Raw genomic sequence first — 18,934 nt, 5'->3', positions numbered from 1 at the left:
GTCTATAGCAATTTCAATAATAGATTAATAGTGCTTACTAATAACCTATCACAGATCATTTTTAGATGATATAGCATAATATGAAATGTTTTTTTAAGTTGCATGAAGTGCTAAGTCATAAAAGCGAGGCTATTATCACTAATAGTCTCGCTCTTTTTTAACTCAAATATTCAAAATTCTAACTCTAAGCTAATTACTTACAACTTAGATGCCGCGTTGGCTATTGCCTGTCTGCGCTCTTGCTCAGCAATACGCTCTTGTTTACGTTTTTCTTCCAATATTAACTGCTCACTGTCAAAGACATCATAAGCTTCAACGATTTGCTGTACCAATTGATGACGTACCACATCTTTTGAGTCAAACTTAGTGATATGAATCTCTTCAATACCGCTTAAAATTTCTAGCGCTTGCGTCAGTCCTGACTTAGTACCACGTGGCAAGTCGACCTGCGTAATATCACCAGTGATGACTGCACGCGAGCCAAAGCCTAAGCGTGTCAAAAACATTTTCATTTGCTCAGGTGTGGTATTTTGCGCCTCATCCAAGATGACAAACGAGTTATTCAAGGTCCGGCCACGCATATAGGCAAGTGGAGCAACTTCAATAATCTGACGCTCAATCATTTTACCGACTTTTTCAAAGCCAAGCATTTCATATAAAGCGTCATATAACGGGCGTAAATACGGGTCAATTTTTTGCGCCAAGTCACCAGGTAAAAAGCCTAACTTTTCGCCTGCTTCTACGGCTGGACGTACGAGCAAAATGCGCTCAATCTCATTACGCTCTATCATATCGACTGCGCAAGCGACCGCCAGATAAGTCTTACCCGTACCGGCAGGACCAATACCAAACGACACATCAGAGCTAAGCACGTTTTTTACATAACGCTGCTGGTTGCCACCGCGTGGAATGATTTTACCTTTACGTGTGCGCAGACTAATGGGTGTAAAGTCATTTGGCGAATCCAAATCGTTTTTATCTTCTTCGCTATCAGTGACTTGCTCATCATCTTCCGTATCTTGATCGCGTGAGATACTAGATTGGATGATGAGATGTAACTCTTCTGCACTAATATCTTTTGTGTTTTGAGCTTCATCAACTAGCTTATATATAATACGTTCGCCGCGCTCAACACCTGTGACATCGCCGCTCAGACAGAAGTCGCCTTGGCGTTGGCTGATTTTGATGTCGAGGCGGTCTTGAAGATATTTCATATGGTTGTTGTATTCGCCAAGCACGGTTTTAAGCTGTGCTGGGGTCAATGACTCAAACTTTATACGGCGGCTCATGGAATCAGTCAAGCGATTATCCTTATATTAGTTACCCGATACTATTGTTAATTCTCAATAGATTGATGGGCTTAATAGATAAAACAGTAGTAGGGTTTTATTACTTGTAGATAGTAGAAAAAATGACGGTAAAGTTATTATTGTTTATATGTATGGTAAGTGAAAGTCCTGTCTTCATTATGGTTGATAGTTTTTAAATTTCAAGCATTGTGTAGCAATGGACTGGGCTGTTTTTGTATGGTGATTGCAACCACTGCATATATCGACAAATTTTTGCTATGCTCATAAGCTTAGAAGTAGCTACTCAGCGTTAAGCATACCGGGAAGGACACAGAGGTTTGGGCAATTTGTGGTAATCTATGAGTTGTCTAAAAATCGTTTGGTCATGACGCTTAAAACCATAAAATGCTGATAAATAACTCTTTATAATTAAGTATAAAAAGTCTTCCTAATCGTATATAACCGCTTTATCCAACAGATTCCAATAGGGATAACAATGATACAAAATACTCATTCAGATATGCCAACGATATCAAATTCTGCGCCATCGAACACTGTTAATAAGACATCTAATATGAAAAATAATAAAACGGCAATGACCGAGCAACAGGTGCTCATCGCTGGCGGCGGTCATGTAGGTTTATCCTTTGCATTGCTATTAGCACATCATGGTATTGCTAGTACTTTGCTAGAAAAAAACAGCTACCCAACTATTAGCCCACATGATGATAGTATGCGCAGTCATTATTTAGACAGTCGCAATACGGCATTATCTCGGCGCACCGTACAGATTTATCAAGAGATTGGGTTGTGGGACGAGCTGCAAAGTCATGCTTGCCGCATTGATGCCGTGCAAATCAGTGAGCAGGGTAGCTTTGGACGTGCGCAATTAAATAAAGCTGAAGAGCAGGTAGAATCGTTCGGACAAGTCATGGAAAACGCTTGGCTTGGACGTAAGTTATTACTGGCTGCTCAGCAAGAACCGCTGATTACTTTGATTGATAATGCTAATGTCATCGCTGTGGAACAACAGAGCGACGGTGTGACGCTGAGCTTTAGCTATTATGGTGAAGAGGAGCATGAGCAGCAATTGCAAGCCAGCGTCTTAGTCGCTTGTGATGGTCGCGACTCTACGGTACGTCAGCTTTTAGATATTGGTACGACGACTTATGATTATCAGCAAACCGCTATCGTCGGTGTGGTAGAGACAGATAAGCCACACGCGCATGTCGCGATTGAGCGATTTAGTCCGGCAGGCCCGCTTGCGGTGTTGCCATTGACTGATCCAAAAGGTGATGGTAATGATGAATATCAAAAGGGCTATAGACGCTCGGTAGTCTGGGTATGTCCAACCGGTGAAGAGCATAAATACCTAGAAGATAATGCGCATTTTCTGGCGACTTTACAGCAGGCATTTGGTCAGCGTGCTGGCAAGTTCATCGCTGCTGGTCGCCGCGGTGCCTATCCGTTGACACGCGTGCTAGCGGACAAACAAGCAGAGGGCCGCTGCGTCATCATGGGTAATGCTGCGCATACCTTGCATCCTGTGGCGGGTCAGGGCTTTAACCTTTGTATGCGTGATGCGCATGTACTGGCGCAAATGATGAGTGCGCAAGTCCTCAAAGGCGCAGATATCGGTGACCCAACACTACTCAAACGCTATGAAAAAGCCCGCCAGACCGACCAAAAACGAGTTATTCGTTTCTGTGATGCCGTTGTACATGGCTTTACTCATCCTAACCCAGCAGTGAAGCTGGCGCGTAATGTGGCCTTAGTTGCCTTTGACAAGCTGCCGAATATTAAACCACTAATTGCTAATTATGCGATGGGCTTAAAATCATAGTCTTATAATAAGCGTTCTAACATTGAGAGATAACTTATGAAAAATAACCATACGCTGATTATAGGCAGCGGTATCGTCGGTGCGACATTGGCGCTAAAGCTTGCGCAAGCCAAAATGCCAGTGACCTTGATTGATGCACGTCCTGCGCGTGATGAGTCAGATTGGCAAGAAGTATTGAGCGCGCGCGATGCACGTGTCTATGCGCTTAGCTTAGCTAGTATTAACTTACTCAAAGATGTTGGCGCTTGGCAAAAGACTGCCCTATCTGGGCGTAAGGCGGATTACTCGCAGATGCAGGTATGGCAACTGAACGGTATGGGCGAGTTATTATTTGGTGATAGCGAAAGCAGTGCGCCAAAACTACTGGGAAGTATGGTTGAGCCTGCCGTTATTGAGCACGCATTATGGCAGCGTTTATCTGAGGATGATGTCAGTGACTATCTGACCGTCATCGCTGGACATAAAGTCGTGGGAATGGATTGGTTAGGCGCACAGCAAGGCTACCGTGTGACTTTGGATAACGATACAGCTATCGATGCTCAACTGTTGATTGGTGCTGATGGTCGCGGCTCGTTTGTGCGTAAGCAAGCAGGAATTGAGCTGGATACGCTTGATTATAATCAAACCGCGATTTGCTGTGCGATTCAAACGACCAAGCCTCATCAAGCGACTGCTCGCCAAGCTATGCTACCCACTGGAACGCTGGCATTATTGCCGTTAGCGGATATCACTGATGCTGATAAGGCCAATCCGCAACACTGGCAGTCGATAGTTTGGACACTGCCACGCAATCAGGCATTGGCATTGATAGAGGAAGACGCGCGCGTGATTGCCGATAAGCTGGCTGCTGCAAGTAATTATGAGCTTGGTGCTATTAGTCAGATTGAGTCAATCGCTAGCTTTCCACTGACCGCGCAACAAGCAAAGAGTTATGTCGCTGATAATTTAGTCTTGATAGGAGACGCTGCGCATGGCGTGCATCCACTTGCTGGACAAGGGCTTAATTTAGGCATGCTCGATGTACAGGCGTTAAGTGAACAGCTAATGCATGATTTTGCACGTAGTGGTGGCACGCTTTGGGGCAGCAATCAAACCCTGCGTACTTACGAGCGTCTGCGTCGTCCACATAATATTCTGATGATGCATAGCTTCTCGGCACTAAACTGGCTATTTGCAGGGTCACTTGCACAGATGCGTCCTATTCAACAAATCCGTAGCGAAGGTATGTACCGCGTGGGTAAGATGAAACCGCTTATGCGATTGTTTGCGAAGCAGGCGAGTGGGGTTTAGGGTTTTAACTTAAGGAAGAGTAGAGTATGAACGTTAAATTATGGACAATAGCGCCGATGATGATAGGTGTATTAGCACTGACAGGTTGTCAAACAGCTGACTTGTCTAATCGAACAAGTCAAACTATCAACATGCCAATGGTTGTGGTTAATGTAGATAGTGACGGTGATGGAGTGCCTGATAAGTTAGATCAGTGCCCGAATACGCCAGAAAACGTAGTGATCGATGAAAGAGGTTGCCCTTTTACGATGCCTGGGGTAGGTCTAAAAATGGAGTATCGTGCCTTTTTTGCCAAAGGTAGTAGCGAGCTACTACCAAAATATCAAGCTGAGCTTGATAAGGTAGGAATGAGGTTACAAGAGTATAAAACCGCCACCATATTGATTGAAGGTCATAATTCAAGAACTGAAGTCGATAGCGCCTCTATAAACGAAGCGAATGCCTTGGCGCAAGACAGAGCGAATAAGGTTAAAAATTATTTAATATCGAAATATAACATTGCCTCTGAGCGCATCACGGCGACTGAGTATGGTGCAAGAAGACCGATTGCGCCGTCTGATAGCGAAGAGGGCAATATGTTGAACCGGCGCGTATATGCGATTGCGTCTGAACCTCAGGAATAAAAAAAACTTTATTACTGAAACGATTTGAGGTAAATCATCAAATCTAATTGAATAAGGGCTTCGATTCGATATGAAACTAAATTTCTATCTAGCCAGTACCGTTTTTTGTAGTTCTTTGACGTTATCGGCGTGTCAAATCACTCCAACTGCGCCGTCTAAAGATGCAGCTCAACATGAAATCATCAGGACGATGCAAGCAGAGATTGATTCAGATAGTGACGGTATGCTTGATGCTGTAGACGAATGCCCTGAAACGCCACCTAACGTAGTGGTCGACGTCAAAGGCTGTGAAATAATAATTGAGGGAGGCGAGGCGCTTGAGATGGAATTACAAGGATTTTTTGCACCGCTGAGTAGTCGATTAATTAATACCTATGATAAAGAGTTTGCAAAAATTGAAGAAAAGCTTAACGAATATCTAGATGCTAATGTCTTTATTTTTGGGCATTTGTCATCGAATGAGCTTGCATTATCAAAGAGCAATGACAACTTATCACGCCAACGTGCACTCACTATTAAAAACAGACTTATAACCGAGCATCATATCGCATCTGACCGTATTACTACTTACGACTGCTTAGATCGGTATCCTTCTACCAACATAGATCTGAGTTATGATGATCCTAAACAGATCGAATCCAAAGACAGAAGAGTAGTTTTTAAGGCAAGCAGACAAGTCAAAGTTTTATCGAATCTAAAATACGCAGGTGATAGAGATAGTTATGGTAAGTACGCCAAGCATTGTGAGCCGTTTGAATAATAACGACTGATTTTTATCAACCGTTAAAACTTATACTTACCCCAACGACGAAAACAACACCATCAACACTGGCGACACAATATTAATAATAAAGCCAAAGCTAATCGCCAGTGGCACAACTTTTAGACCACCTGATTGTTGAATGATAGGCAAGGTAAAATCCAAACTGGTCGCGCCGCCAAGCCCAACTGCCGCTGATGGATATTTGCGCATAAAGACAGGAATAAATAATAGCGCAAAGAACTCACGCACCAAGTCATTAAATAGCGCCACACTGCCCCAAACCGCGCCATAAGCATCAGTCATGATAATCGCTGACAATGAATACCAACCAAACCCTGATGCCAGTGCTAAGCCTTTCGTCCATGACACATCGCTAAACATCAGCGCAAAGATAAGACCGCCAACCAATATCGATAGCGTAAAGATAATACTCATCTCAACGCCGCGTTTATTTAGTAGCACTTCTTTAAGGGTAATTCCTGAGCCTTTTAACCCAATGCCGACCAGTAAGATTAATATCATTAGCATGACGGTCATGGAGTTTTCAGGCGGCATATAATCTACTGGCAAGAAGTAGCCAATCACCATACCAATCACGACACAAATCACTTGTGCCAAGCTGCCACGAATACTGACGCGATGTTCTTTGGATTTTACGCTGGGCTTTTTGGCGTGCCATGGACGCACACGATCGAATAGCATGAGGGCAAACAAACCACTGCCAATCGTCAAGATCGATAGGATAGTGACATATAGGGCGATTTCACCTATTTGGCTACCCAGCCCTTCTACTTGTGATAGCTCAATACCGATAAGGGTTAAGATGACATAAACCAAGTACGACAAGCCTTTATCAGCAAGCTTAGTCATTTTGGGATTAGAGGGAATGGCAAAGCCAATAAACATTGGCATTAATACCAAAACAAGGGTAACTAGGCTTTGCATGATGATGTGCTCGCAGCGTTTTGACAAGGCGTTTTTAGGAAGCTGGAGATTGTATCATATTAGGCTATAAATGCTGGAACGAGCGGACAAAAATTACCATGTTCTTGCAAGTTTACAGGGTGCTAACGGCTGATCGCAAATGCTTATCTTGTTGGCTATATTTTTCACTGACTATAGCAAATTTATCAGATGCATAAATATGGCGAGGCAGACTGTCTGATAGAGGGGTAATTACACTCACTTTAGGTTTGCTCGCTAAGTTTGGATAATCTTTTCGGTAATGCCCACCGCGACTCTCGTGACGCTGATAAGCCGACTGTATAATCAATGCCGCTAATTGCAACTGTCTTGCTAATTGAAAGTAGGGCAAATTATTCAGAACAGTGGCGTTGTCTTTGTTAACGATAGCTATTTGATTGGGGTTTACGCAGTTAAGCTTCTGTTGCCATTGCTGAATTTGTACCAGCGCTTGTGTTAATTGTTTAGCATCACGGGTAATACCCATATGAGACGTCATCAAAGCTTTTAATTCTGCGGTTATTCCAGTGATGTCAGCATTCGTATTGACGTTGTGATTGTCATTAGAGTTGCTTTCACACTCAATAGACAATGGTAAAGTAATGCGCTGACAATCTCGAAGCGTTGGCAATGTCCAAATATCATGGATTGATTGATCTGAATTAGTATAAATTGACGTTGTATCTAGCTTTTCAGTTGCTTTTAGATAGTGTGGTAAGTCAGCGGCGATATTACGCCCAACCACCACACATTCCAATAGTGAATTACTTGCCAAGCGGTTTGCCCCATGCAGACCTGTATAAGCAACTTCACCTGCGGCATAAAGCCCTAGCACGTCAGTCAGGCCATTGGCAGACGTCACTATGCCACCGCAGCTATAATGAGCGGTAGGCGCGACTGGAATAGGGTCGGTAGTAATATCGATACCGAGGTCTAACAGCGTTTGATAAATCTGTGGGAAATGCTCGCGTAAAAATTCCGTTGGCAAGTGACTGACATCAAGATTGACGTAGCCAAATTCATTCATGCTAATTTGCTCCGCGATGGCACGGGCGACGATGTCTCTTGGTGCTAACTCTGCACGAGTATCGACGTCTAACATAAAGCGCTTACCAGTTTGCGGACAATATAACCGTCCACCTTCGCCGCGTAATGCCTCAGATATCAAAAAACTACTATCGCTAAATGCTAATCCGGTTGGATGAAATTGGATAAATTCTAGATTTGCTAAGCGACAGCCCGCTTGCCATGCCATCATAACTCCATCACCGACACAGACATTGGGTGCGCTGGCACGTTTAAACAGCTGCCCTAGACCGCCACTCGCCATTACGACTGCGCGACTATGAAAAGTGAGTTTACGTTGACTGACGTGATCAAAAACAAGCGCACCTTGGCATTGATTATCATTATTTTTTAAAAGGCTGAGTGCTTCATGGTAAGGCAGAATAGTGATATTGGACGCAGCTTGCGCTTTTAAGGTCAAGGCTTCCATGATATGTCGACCAGTTGCATCATCAGCATGGGCAACTCGTCTACAGCCATGCCCACCTTCTTTGGTTAGGTGTAGTTGAGAGAGGTCGAAACCCGCTTTTATGTGACTTTTTGATTTTTGCTGGGGAATTTGAGTAAAGGGGACGCCTTGTTCGCATAGCCATTGTACGGCTTGTTGACCAGCATTTAGGATGTTAGTCGTATTATTAGCTTCACATAATCCTGCGCCAGCGATGAGCGTATCGGCGATATGATCAGCGACACAGTCATTTTTACCCAAACTAGCCGCGATACCGCCTTGGGCGTAATGGCTTGAGCAAACATCCATTGCTGCTTTGCTTAATACTGTAACAGTTAACGATTTTGGCAAAGCGAGAGCAGTACTTAGTCCCGCTAAGCCAGCACCAATGATAAGTACGTCTGTTTGCCTAACATCATTAACATCAGCAATAGCGTTATTGTTTGCTCTATCCAATACGCGCGCCTCACTCATATTAGGCAGCTCCAACGTTAGCAAATAGTGCACGGTCTTTGACAATATCACCGCTCGCTGCCACACGTTGATTTTGCGCTTCGGCAAAATCAAGCATACGTTGTAAAGGTTTTTTTGCAGATGCTGCCAGCTCAGGCGTCATCAATACTTCGCCGCTGCGCTGGGTTAAGCACTGTTCAATACCTTGCAAGCCATTCATCGCCATCCACGGGCAAAAAGCACAGCTTTTACAACTGGCGCTCTCACCAGCGGTAGGGGCAGCTAAGAAACGCTTATTTGGTGAGCGCTTTTGCATCTCGTGCAAGATGCCTAAATCGGTAGCAACGATAAAGGTATCGGCATCCATCTCATAAGTTGATTGTAATAGCTTGCTGGTTGAGCCAACCACATCGGCAAGCGCAACTACACTATCAGGTGATTCAGGATGCACCAATACTTTGGCGTCTGGGTGTTCTTCTTTTAATTGCATCAGTTCAGTCGCTTTAAACTCATTATGTACCAAGCACGACCCTTGCCAGAGCAGCATATCTGCGCCAGTCTCTTGTGCAATATATTTACCCAAATGACGGTCAGGCCCCCAAATGATTTTCTCACCTTGCTCATGCAAATGACGGATAATCTCGATACCAACGGACGAAGTCACGACCCAATCAGCTCGCGCTTTAACCGCAGCGCTGGTATTGGCATAGACCACCACCGTACGCTCAGGATGGGCATCACAAAATGCAGAAAACTCATCAGCAGGACAGCCCAAGTCAAGCGAACACTCAGCCTCCAAGTCTGGCATAAGTACCGTTTTTTCCATGCTTAGTATTTTTGCCGATTCGCCCATAAAGCGCACGCCAGCGACCACCAAAGTTTGTGCGCTATGGGCCTGTCCAAAGCGTGCCATCTCAAGCGAATCACCAACACACCCACCAGTTGCTAATGCCAAATCTTGAATAAAAGGATCAACATAATAGTGTGCGACCAATACCGCATTATGCTCTTTTAGCAACTGTTTAATATTATCTTCAACCGCGAGACGTTCTGCACGCGGTAAGTCTGTTGGAATTTTAGCTTTAGCATATTCAATGTTCATTTGAGTAGCAATACGATTATCAGTACTCATGATGGGTGCGTCATAAGGATAAGTTTTCATAAGTGCAAGCCTTTGGTGCGTTAACGACAAGCAATATGTCGCTAAAATAAATCAATTAAAAACAGCTAATAAATAAAACTATATTAATTATGCTCATTTTGAGCATAAAAACAAGATGTTTTTGTATGTTTTATAATTAAAATAATAAGTTTGGACAGTATTAATGCTCTTATTGATTTGAACTAAGCGGTATTCTCAGTTAATAATTACAACCGTTTCCTACGATAAATCATGATTCACGCTATACTGAGCCTTGTCCAACATAAATTGCAAATTATCAATCATTAACCATTAAGGATAATAATAAAGAACTATGACGTTGTCTTATTCACATGCGCATCAGCAGGGTAGTGGCACTACAGAAGTAGTGGCTGTATTGATTGCTATTACCGACCATACAGCGCGGGTTTTAACGGTTGATCAAGGTAAGTTATTGCCCAATGGTCCGCTCATGCCACTGCATCGTTCCTTGCAAGCTGGTGTGCGCCAATGGGTCGAAGAACAGACGCAGCAGCCACTTGGTTATCTAGAGCAGCTATATACTTTTGTAGATACCAATAGGCGCAACATCGACGGTCATGCTTTGGTTTATGTTAGCTATTTAGGGTTGGTACAAGAGACGCAAACGCAAGAGTTACAGAGCCAAGCTTTGTGGCGCGACTGGTATGATTATTTTCCTTGGGAAAATCACTTAGATGGTGTGCCAAGCATCATTATGGATTTTATTGTGCCTGCGCTATTGGAATGGGCTAATACTGCGAAAGATGAAGTCACTCAGCAGCGTCGACGTCAGCGTATTCGCTTATGTTGGGGGCTGAGTGAGGAGTTTTTAGCGCGTGAAGTACTTACTGATAAAAGCACTGACAATCAGGTAATTGCAGATGTAGTGGATGAGAGTAGTGAGTGGGTAGCAGAGCATGCGCTCTTGCGTTATGAGATGCTCTATGAGGCAGGGCTTATTCCTGAAGCACCTAATTATTCACCTAGCTATCAGGTTAGTAATTCAGCTCTCAATTGGACACAAATGATGGGCGTTCCTATGTATTACGATCATCGTCGTGTGATTGCCACAGCCATTTCTAGATTGCGAGCCAAAATAGAATATCGCCCGTTGATTTTTGGTTTGATGCCTGAAGTATTCACATTGCTACAGTTGCAACAAAGTGTTGAGGCTTTATCAGGAGTACGGCTACATAAGCAAAACTTTCGCCGCTTGCTCGATTCACAGAACCTTGTAATGGAGACTGGGCAGAGTAGTAGTGCCCAGCGTGGTCGCCCTGCCAAGCTCTATCGCTTCCGTCATGATATTGAACTCCAAAGCTTACTGATGGATAGTAAGCTGCCTAAACGTAAATAGCTTGCAGATTTGATTTTTCATTTTGCATTAATGTTGAGCACTTACAGCGTTTCATTGAACTAACGAAAGTTACTACCTTGTCTTGCGAGCCTATTAATTTTAAGTTATATTTATGCTCATTTTGAGTTTAATTAAATTGATGTTATATCAACCACTGCGTATAAAAAGGACTAAAGATGACAGTCATAAAAGAACCAGCATTGGATGAGGTATTGCTTAAACCCTTAGTGGAAGCTGCTTTGACTGAAGATTTGGGTAGACGTGGCGATGTCACATCTCAAGCAACTATTCCAGCCGATATGCAAGCGCAATTACAGATTAAAGCGCGGCAAGCAGGTGTGATATGCGGGATGGATTTGGCACGACTGTCTTTTTTTCTAATTGACGCACAGATTGAGTTTACTGCTCAGGTCATTGATGGTGAGATGGTTGATGCTAATACGGTATTGGCAACTGTTCGCGGTAATGCGCGTCATCTACTGACTGCAGAGCGCACCGCATTGAATTTTATGACTCATCTAAGTGGTATTGCAACGGCAACACGGCAGATCGTTGATAGTGTGGCAGATTATCCAGCGCAAATTACTTGTACGCGTAAAACCATTCCAGGCTTACGTACTGTGCAGAAATATGCGGTACGCTGCGGTGGCGGGCGTAATCATCGCTTAGGATTAGATGATGCAATTTTAATCAAAGACAATCATATTGCCATTGCAGGTGATATAAAAACAGCGATTCAACAAGCACAAGATTTCGCTGGCCATCTGATTCCAATTGAAGTTGAAGTCGATACGTTAGACCAGTTAAAGCAAGCTTTGGACGCTGGTGTAACTTTAGTACTTTTAGATAATATGTCGCCTGAAATACTGTCACAGGCGGTAGCAATGTGTAACGGTCGTGCAAAAACGGAGGCGTCAGGCGGTATTACACCTGAAACCGTGCAAGCAGTAGCAGAAACAGGCGTTGATTTTATTGCGATGGGTTATTTGACTCACAGTACGACTGCGCTCGATATCGGGCTTGATTTTAGCGCTTAACCACCGCTTGATTAGTGATAATTTACTCGTTACTGGGGTGTGCAAGTATTAACCAAAGTTAATGATTTAATTAGGTTATCTGCCTATGCTACAATGCCGCTGCTAACCGACTATTGGGATATCGTTGCACTCGCACGATAGCCTTATCTTTTTGCCCCAGTTTTATCGATAGACAAGCGAGCGCTCAGTGAATACTGAAATTATCAAGATTATCTTAGCCTTTGTGGTATTGATTAATCCATTTAGTGCGTTGACACTGTTCTTAGATTTGACACGTGGCTACTCGATGATCAATCGACGTAAAGTTGCACGAATTGCTTGTCTGACTATTTTTATTACCATAAGCTTTTTTACCGTAGCAGGTGAGACGTTACTTAAGTTGCTTGGAATTTCTATTGGCTCGTTTCAGCTGGCAGGTGGCATACTGGTATTTTTGATTGCCCTCAATATGATGAATGGTGATGGTAATCCAGTGAAGCCTGATCAAGAAAACTTTGATGTCGATCATGTACAGAGTTCACCACCCAGCACTGCCTCAGCTGTCGTACCACTTGCTATACCAATGATGATTGGGCCGGGTGGTATCTCAACAGTTATTATTTATTCCTCACAAATCTCAGGTATATTACGAGTCTCAGCGGTACTTATCGCAGGCTTATTAATCAGTCTATTTTGTTATTTAGCATTGATGGCAGCCGGTCGTATTAGCCGTTTATTGGGTGATACTGGACTAAATATTATGAGCCGAATCATGGGAATGTTACTTGCAGCGGTTTCTATTGAAATTATCGTTAGTGGCTTGCGCACCCTGTTTCCTGATTTGATATAGTCTTTTTATCCCTGTTATTTCTCTTATTTGCTGTTTTTCCTATCAATTATTGCTCCATAATATTAGGGTGTGTTGAACATTGAGTATAAATTTCTGGCAAAAAAAATAGCGAACGGGTAATCTTTAAGTTCTCACACAAAAAAGATCTCGTTCGCTATGCCTCGTACTATGCTCAAAAATGAACACTGGACAAGACTAAGACCTATATTACTAGAACTTAATATCTATGACAAAGGAAATCTGAGACTGACCATTGAGGGCATCCTTTATCGTATGCGAACTGGCTGTCCTTGGCGCGATTTACCGGCTTACTTTGGAAAGCCCAATACTGTCTACAAGGCTTATCAACGCTGGTTTCGCAGTAATAAGCTCATTGGACTATTTGCTTTAGTTATCAGAGAGCCTGACCTTGAGTGGGTGTTTATAGATGGTACTCATATCAAGGCACATCAGCACAGTAGTGGTCGTCATGAAGCTGCTCAAGCCATTAGTAAGAGTGTCGCAGGACGTGCCACTAAAATTCATCTAGCGGTCGATGCTCATGGCAATCCGATTACCTTTATTCTGTCAGATGGCACAACCCACGATGTTAAAGTCGCATCTGACTTAGTAGATAAGGTTGATTTGAGCAAGACAGACGTTGTATGTGCAGATAAAGGCTATGACTCTGACACACTACGAGAGTATATTGAACAAACAGCAACTTGTAATAATATCCCTCGGAAACGAAACACCAAGTCCTCTAACGACCATATGGATTGGGACTTGTACAAAGCACGACATTTAGTAGAAAATGCTTTCGCTAAGCTAAAACAGTATAGAGCGGTTGCCACCAGATTTGATAAGCTAAGACAGAGTTATGAGAATACGGTCGCTCTTGCTTGTGCTTATATCTGGCTAAAATTATGAATGTTCAACACGCCCTAACTGTTTAAAACCAATTAGCCATTTAAACAGTTAAGTACTGCAAGTCCATACCTTTACTAAAAATCTTACCAAAAACTTTCTGTAGAACAGGTACAGTCATGAGTTCTTTTTGTCTCTTTCAAAAGTACTTTAAGGCTCTGATTAGTCTATTGATAACCAATGAACCCCTCTAATAAACGCCATTCATAAAAATATGTTATAGTAATTGCCCACTATTTCTAGCAGGAGTTAATCTTGAGTAAGATAAAAATTGCTATTTTAGGTGCAGGTCCAAGCGGTTTAGCGCAATTACGTGCTTTTGAAGCAGCTCGTTTAGCTGGTGCCACAGACTTACCTGAAATAGTTTGTTATGAGAAGCAAAATGCTATTGGCGGTATGTGGAACTACAGTTGGCGCACAGGTCTAGATAGAAACGGTGAACCCGTTCACGGTAGTATGTATCGCTATTTATGGTCAAATGGTCCCAAAGAATGCTTAGAGTTTGCAGATTATTCGTTTGACGAGCACTTTGGTGAAGCTATCCCATCATATCCGCCACGTGAAGTCTTAAAAGACTACATCATGGGTCGTATCGATAAGCAAGATATTCAAAAATACATCCGCTTCGAGTGCCCTGTACGTTGGGTGTCATTTGATGATGAAACGCAAAAATTCACCGTGACGGTGATGAATCATAAAACCAATGAGCAAGAAGTTGAAGAGTTTGATTATGTCGTGGTTGCAACGGGTCATTTCTCCACACCAAACATGCCATACTTTGAAGGCTTAGAAGCATTCCCTGGTCGTATCCTACACGCCCATGACTTCCGCGATGCGTTAGAATTTAAAGATGAAGATATCTTACTCATTGGCAGTAGTTATTCTGCTGAAGACATTGGTACGCAGTGCTATAAGTATGGTACCAAATCAGTCACTATCAGCTATCGCACACAAGCGCTTGGTTATGACTGGCCGGATGGTATTAAAGAAGTGCCATTAGTGACTCACTTCGAAGATGATGTGGCACATTTTGCAGACGGTACTAGCCAAAGCTTTGATGCCATCATTATGTGTACAGGTTATTTATTCCACTTCCCATTCATGCCTGATGAGCTGCGTTTGCAAACGCATAACTGCTTATATCCAGCCAATCTGTACAAAGGTATCTTTTGGCAGCCCAATCCAAAGCTGATATACCTAGGTATGCAGGATCAATATTTTACCTTCAACATGTTTGATGCCCAAGCGTGGTATGCTCGCGACGTAATGATGGGTGATATCGAAGTGCCTGACTTGGTGACACGTGAAGCAGATGAGCAAAAGTGGCTGACAACTTACGATAAATGTACTACGGTCAGTGATTCAATCGACTTTCAAGCCGCTTATATCCGTGATTTGACCAATGCGACCGATTACCCAGAGTTCGCTGTAGAAAAGCAGGGTGAGATTTTAAAGCAATGGCAAGAAGACAAAGCTGAAAATATCATGACCTTTAGAGAAAAGGCCTATCGTTCTACGTTGACAGGTACGTTATCGCCTGAGTTGCCAGAGCCTTGGTTAGATGTTCTTGATGATTCGTTAGAGCACTTTTTGAATTTAACCTTTGTTAAGCCCAAGAAGCGCAAAAAAGCATCATAGATAGTAAATAATCGCCAATTATTCTGACCAAACATGCTTCACAAGCGTGTTTGGTTTTTTCGTTTTTGCCGCCTTCTTTTATAGTTGGATTTGCCCACTGTTGTAGCTGTGCTTTTTTAATTTTGATAGCATTTTTAACTCTGATATAGATGCAAAGCTAAGTACAGCATAAGTATGCCTACTAGAGCATCGAGTATATTCCATGCTTTTGGTTTGGCAAATAGTGGTCTGAGTAGCCGTGCGCCATATCCAAGTGCAAAGAAGAAAAAGAACGAGGCGCTTACTGCACCAGCTGCAAATACCAATTTGCTATTCGCACCGGTTGAAACCATACCAACTAGCACCAATGTATCTAGATAGACATGCGGATTGAGCCAAGTAAAACCAAAACATAGTAATAATGCTTTTTTTAAACTGGTGACGACTTGTCCGTCGACATTGAGAGCATGCGATAGACGCACACTGGCATATAAGCTTTGTAACCCATAGCCAAGTAAGAATACGACGCCAGCGAATTTTGCAATGTCTACGACTTGTGGATAGCGTGCTGTTACTGCCCCAAACCCTGCCACACCGGCAGATATTAAAATTGCATCGCTGACTGCACAAAATAAACAGACAAAAAATATGTGCTCGCGTTTAAGCCCTTGTTTTAGCACAAAGGCATTTTGTGAGCCAATGGCTATAATTAGTGATAATCCAAGCAAGAAGCCAGAAATATAATCGGGAGCATTCATAATGATTGACTTATTTTTAATGACCAAAATGTTGACGTTTGCTTACTGGCAGACTGACAAAAAGCTGTTAAGATAAGTCATTGAATGCAGCACAGTCAACCATAATAATAGTCATTTAAGCAAACCGAGTGCAAATGTATAAATCGTATTTTAATTAGGTTGGTGCTGCGGTTATTATTTTGTGGATAAGGTTTAATAATGAATGGGTGAGGGGCAAACTAGGTCATGGTCGTAAGTTTGACAAGAATGCTACAGTCATTTGGGCAAGCTCAAGATGATCTGCCGACATTAGCTGCTCAAAATGCTCAGCAAATGGTTGTCAGTCAGAGTACAAAGGTCAATGATAATAACGATCAAGGAAATAGTAGGCCCTCTGTTCTTACACCTCCTGAGCGTGCAGACCGTATCTGTGCTGCGTTAGCACAGGTCAATGATATCCGCTCGTCAACGCCATTGACTGATCGCTATTTGTCCAATCGCTCTCAGATGCGCCCGATTAATAGACCACCTTTTGATCCAGATAGTTTATGGTATCTCAAACATGGAAGCTGTCCGATTATGACTGAGCTTGTTGATGTGGTTGATGAAGCCACCCTAAACGCGATGCCTATTGAGGCTGTTGCGATACTAGACCGAATTAATGGTAAGCTTAAGCGCTATCGTGAATGGAGTAGTGAGCTCAACGAGCAACAACAGCAGCAACATAATGAGCGTCAGTTTGTCATCGATAAGCTCGTGTCAGAGAGTATTCCAGAAGCGCTACATCATTATGAGCAATTACAACGCTTTAGCCCGCATCGCACTAAGAATAATATGGTGCAAGGAAAAATGACTGCAGGTGACATGCTGACTGATCTATTCTTAGAGATTGATTACGAGCTTGATGAGCTACTAGATGAGTTGCATCAAATGGTTATGAATCGTCTTGCTTCAACGCACCGTTATGTTAAAAGCCGTACGCAAAGTTAATATCTATTTAGATGAGTTAGCATCATTAAATATAATCAGCTCAATACATAACAATATAAGGCTTCAATACAGCCTTATTTTTTTGTTTAATGTTTATTTATAATAATAAGAAGTTTCTAAATCATTCTGCTAAACAATGAGGACAATCCAATGACCCAAGTAACTGCGATGTTAGTCATGTTTATTTTATACGGTGTGCTACCAGCAGCTGGGTTATATCTAGGGTATCGTGGCATCAAAAAAGTCACTGCGCCTAAAATGCTCGAATATGAAGCGATGCCGCAGCTCGGTTATATTCCCGAAAAAAGCTTACCGCAAGACGTAAAAACAGCGCTTGCTCAAATTAATCAAAAAGGTGAAAAGCTGCGTGCTATCTATGGTGATACCAATAATGATGGCAAAATGGATGACAAAGATACCGTCAACGAAACATACATCATGATTCAAAATTTGATGGATAGACATGTTCCGCTAGCAGTAGCTGACTATCGCCGCTTGCATGACTTGGACGGTGCACTTGCTGAAAATACTAAGATTAAGCACTCTGATGTCACTGGTAAAGAGGCATTGCTTGAGGTACTTGAAACGATTAATATGCAGTTTGATGATTTGCTCAATGCTTCATATCATCAGGACGGTCAAAAGCTGCTAGCGACCAATCGATATTTACAGAAGCGTTTTGATAATCCAAAGGTTGAATCAGCAAACGCTCAACAGCTTGATAAACTTGATAGTCTTGAAAACAAAGAAACTACGGTCAAAGTCATTGAAAACCCTAGTAGCGAAAGCCCTAAAGCTGAAGATATTAAACTGTAAATGATAGGTTATATATACTAAAAGGAAATTGCCTGACTGATATATAAAGAGTGAATGGATATGAGTATAGTATTGGGAGTTGGTATAGCAGTTACCACGATTACGACCATCTACTTAGGTAAAAAAGGTTGGCAAGCGCTGCATAACGCAGTTGGTATCACGCCAGGTGTACTTATTTATCAGGACTCTAACGCGCCATTGTCATTGTCTACTATAAGTTGGCAACAACTTAATTTAGACAACAATCATCTAAAATGTTTGTCAGATCACCAGTTACGCCAACTGCAACGTATTGATGAAAAGGTATTTGACTATCAAACCTACCAAAAAGAGTTACAAGCGCAGAAAATGACTTCTGTAGTCAATGAACAGCAGTTTGTGTTAAATAAGATGCTTCAAGTTAGGTTGCCTGAAATGCTAGCCAGTCATCACTTAGCGAATATTAGTACAAGCTCTAAAAATATAAATAGTGAAAAGAAAGCAGAGGCTAGTGAGTTATTGCAACAGGTGTTAAATAATATTGAGCAGCGTTTAGATGTATTGTTAGATGAAATGGAAGCGCAGCATTTGCAAGATTTACGAGTAATGAAGAACTATATCGATAGCCACGACAGCTAAATACCTAGACATCTGAACATCCAAGTTGGTAATCACGTTTTGACCAATCTGTATACAAACTGCATAAAAAAGCTGCCAATGATTATTCATCATTGGCAGCTTTTTTATGGTTTACTCCGAATCTATAG

17 protein-coding genes are annotated in these 18,934 nt (G+C 42.4%); 12 read left to right on the top strand and 5 right to left on the bottom strand.

The features are described from left to right. Positions 1-197 precede the first annotated feature (197 nt). Entirely contained in the window at positions 198-1,289 is a 1,092-nt protein-coding gene (locus ACTQ9S_RS12390; protein ID WP_440455126.1) for a PhoH family protein, read from the bottom strand. Positions 1,290-1,884: 595 nt separating this feature from the next. Here ACTQ9S_RS12390 and ACTQ9S_RS12385 point away from each other — a divergent pair. From ACTQ9S_RS12385 to ACTQ9S_RS12370, 4 genes are all read left to right on the top strand, one after another. Then, the gene (locus ACTQ9S_RS12385; RefSeq protein ID WP_440455125.1) at positions 1,885-3,132 is read left to right on the top strand and encodes an FAD-dependent monooxygenase; all 1,248 of its coding nucleotides are present in this window, start codon (positions 1,885-1,887) and stop codon (positions 3,130-3,132) included. A gap of 36 nt (positions 3,133-3,168) precedes the next feature. Then, the gene (locus tag ACTQ9S_RS12380; protein WP_350657491.1) at positions 3,169-4,422 is read left to right on the top strand and encodes an FAD-dependent monooxygenase; all 1,254 of its coding nucleotides are present in this window, start codon (positions 3,169-3,171) and stop codon (positions 4,420-4,422) included. Positions 4,423-4,448: 26 nt separating this feature from the next. Continuing rightward, positions 4,449-5,045, top strand: a complete 597-nt coding sequence (locus ACTQ9S_RS12375; RefSeq protein WP_440455091.1) for an OmpA family protein — start codon at positions 4,449-4,451, stop codon at positions 5,043-5,045. 70 nt (positions 5,046-5,115) lie between these two features. Beyond that, complete coding sequence (locus tag ACTQ9S_RS12370) at positions 5,116-5,805, top strand: OmpA family protein (protein WP_440455090.1); 690 nt, start codon at positions 5,116-5,118, stop codon at positions 5,803-5,805. A gap of 36 nt (positions 5,806-5,841) precedes the next feature. On the opposite strand, the gene ACTQ9S_RS12365 is transcribed toward ACTQ9S_RS12370, so the two are convergent. The 3 genes from ACTQ9S_RS12365 to nadA all read right to left on the bottom strand — a co-directional run bounded on the left by ACTQ9S_RS12365 (position 5,842) and on the right by nadA (position 9,899). Next, positions 5,842-6,753 carry a lysine exporter LysO family protein gene (locus ACTQ9S_RS12365; protein ID WP_440455089.1) on the bottom strand — a complete coding sequence of 304 codons (912 nt, stop codon included), beginning with the start codon at positions 6,751-6,753 and terminating at the stop codon, positions 5,842-5,844. Positions 6,754-6,865: 112 nt separating this feature from the next. Continuing rightward, a complete protein-coding gene (gene nadB / locus ACTQ9S_RS12360) occupies positions 6,866-8,758 on the bottom strand; it encodes an L-aspartate oxidase (RefSeq protein WP_440455088.1) in 1,893 nt (630 codons plus the stop codon). 1 nt (position 8,759) lies between these two features. After that, complete coding sequence (nadA, locus tag ACTQ9S_RS12355) at positions 8,760-9,899, bottom strand: quinolinate synthase NadA (protein WP_068034784.1); 1,140 nt, start codon at positions 9,897-9,899, stop codon at positions 8,760-8,762. Between the two features lie 313 nt (positions 9,900-10,212). Here nadA and ACTQ9S_RS12350 point away from each other — a divergent pair, with 313 nt between their 5' ends. The 5 genes from ACTQ9S_RS12350 to ACTQ9S_RS12330 all read left to right on the top strand — a co-directional run bounded on the left by ACTQ9S_RS12350 (position 10,213) and on the right by ACTQ9S_RS12330 (position 15,666). Next, a complete protein-coding gene (locus ACTQ9S_RS12350) occupies positions 10,213-11,256 on the top strand; it encodes an NUDIX hydrolase (protein WP_068326264.1) in 1,044 nt (347 codons plus the stop codon). 176 nt (positions 11,257-11,432) lie between these two features. Beyond that, complete coding sequence (nadC, locus tag ACTQ9S_RS12345) at positions 11,433-12,293, top strand: carboxylating nicotinate-nucleotide diphosphorylase (RefSeq protein ID WP_068034786.1); 861 nt, start codon at positions 11,433-11,435, stop codon at positions 12,291-12,293. A 187-nt stretch (positions 12,294-12,480) separates the two neighbouring features. Then, complete coding sequence (locus ACTQ9S_RS12340) at positions 12,481-13,122, top strand: MarC family protein (RefSeq protein WP_082785626.1); 642 nt, start codon at positions 12,481-12,483, stop codon at positions 13,120-13,122. Positions 13,123-13,278: 156 nt separating this feature from the next. After that, positions 13,279-14,031 (top strand): IS5 family transposase, encoded by a 753-nt coding sequence (locus ACTQ9S_RS12335; protein ID WP_440453480.1) that lies wholly within the window; start codon positions 13,279-13,281, stop codon positions 14,029-14,031. A 252-nt stretch (positions 14,032-14,283) separates the two neighbouring features. Next, positions 14,284-15,666, top strand: a complete 1,383-nt coding sequence (locus tag ACTQ9S_RS12330; protein ID WP_440455087.1) for an NAD(P)-binding domain-containing protein — start codon at positions 14,284-14,286, stop codon at positions 15,664-15,666. 134 nt (positions 15,667-15,800) lie between these two features. Here the strand turns inward: ACTQ9S_RS12330 and ACTQ9S_RS12325 are convergent, their stop codons facing one another. Next, positions 15,801-16,403: a LysE/ArgO family amino acid transporter gene (locus tag ACTQ9S_RS12325; RefSeq protein ID WP_068034788.1), complete on the bottom strand. Its 603-nt coding sequence runs from the start codon at positions 16,401-16,403 to the stop codon at positions 15,801-15,803. A gap of 246 nt (positions 16,404-16,649) precedes the next feature. Here ACTQ9S_RS12325 and ACTQ9S_RS12320 point away from each other — a divergent pair, with 246 nt between their 5' ends. The 3 genes from ACTQ9S_RS12320 to ACTQ9S_RS12310 all read left to right on the top strand — a co-directional run bounded on the left by ACTQ9S_RS12320 (position 16,650) and on the right by ACTQ9S_RS12310 (position 18,806). Further along, the gene (locus ACTQ9S_RS12320; RefSeq protein WP_068034789.1) at positions 16,650-17,372 is read left to right on the top strand and encodes a hypothetical protein; all 723 of its coding nucleotides are present in this window, start codon (positions 16,650-16,652) and stop codon (positions 17,370-17,372) included. A 150-nt stretch (positions 17,373-17,522) separates the two neighbouring features. Further along, positions 17,523-18,188 carry a hypothetical protein gene (locus ACTQ9S_RS12315; RefSeq protein WP_440455086.1) on the top strand — a complete coding sequence of 222 codons (666 nt, stop codon included), beginning with the start codon at positions 17,523-17,525 and terminating at the stop codon, positions 18,186-18,188. 60 nt (positions 18,189-18,248) lie between these two features. Beyond that, positions 18,249-18,806, top strand: a complete 558-nt coding sequence (locus ACTQ9S_RS12310; protein ID WP_440455085.1) for a hypothetical protein — start codon at positions 18,249-18,251, stop codon at positions 18,804-18,806. The last annotated feature ends 128 nt before the right edge of the window (positions 18,807-18,934 follow it).

The sequence above is a fragment of the Psychrobacter sp. ASPA161_9 genome, from assembly GCF_051970275.1.
GTDB lineage: Bacteria > Pseudomonadota > Gammaproteobacteria > Pseudomonadales > Moraxellaceae > Psychrobacter.
This window is presented reverse-complemented; position numbering and strand designations above follow the sequence as displayed.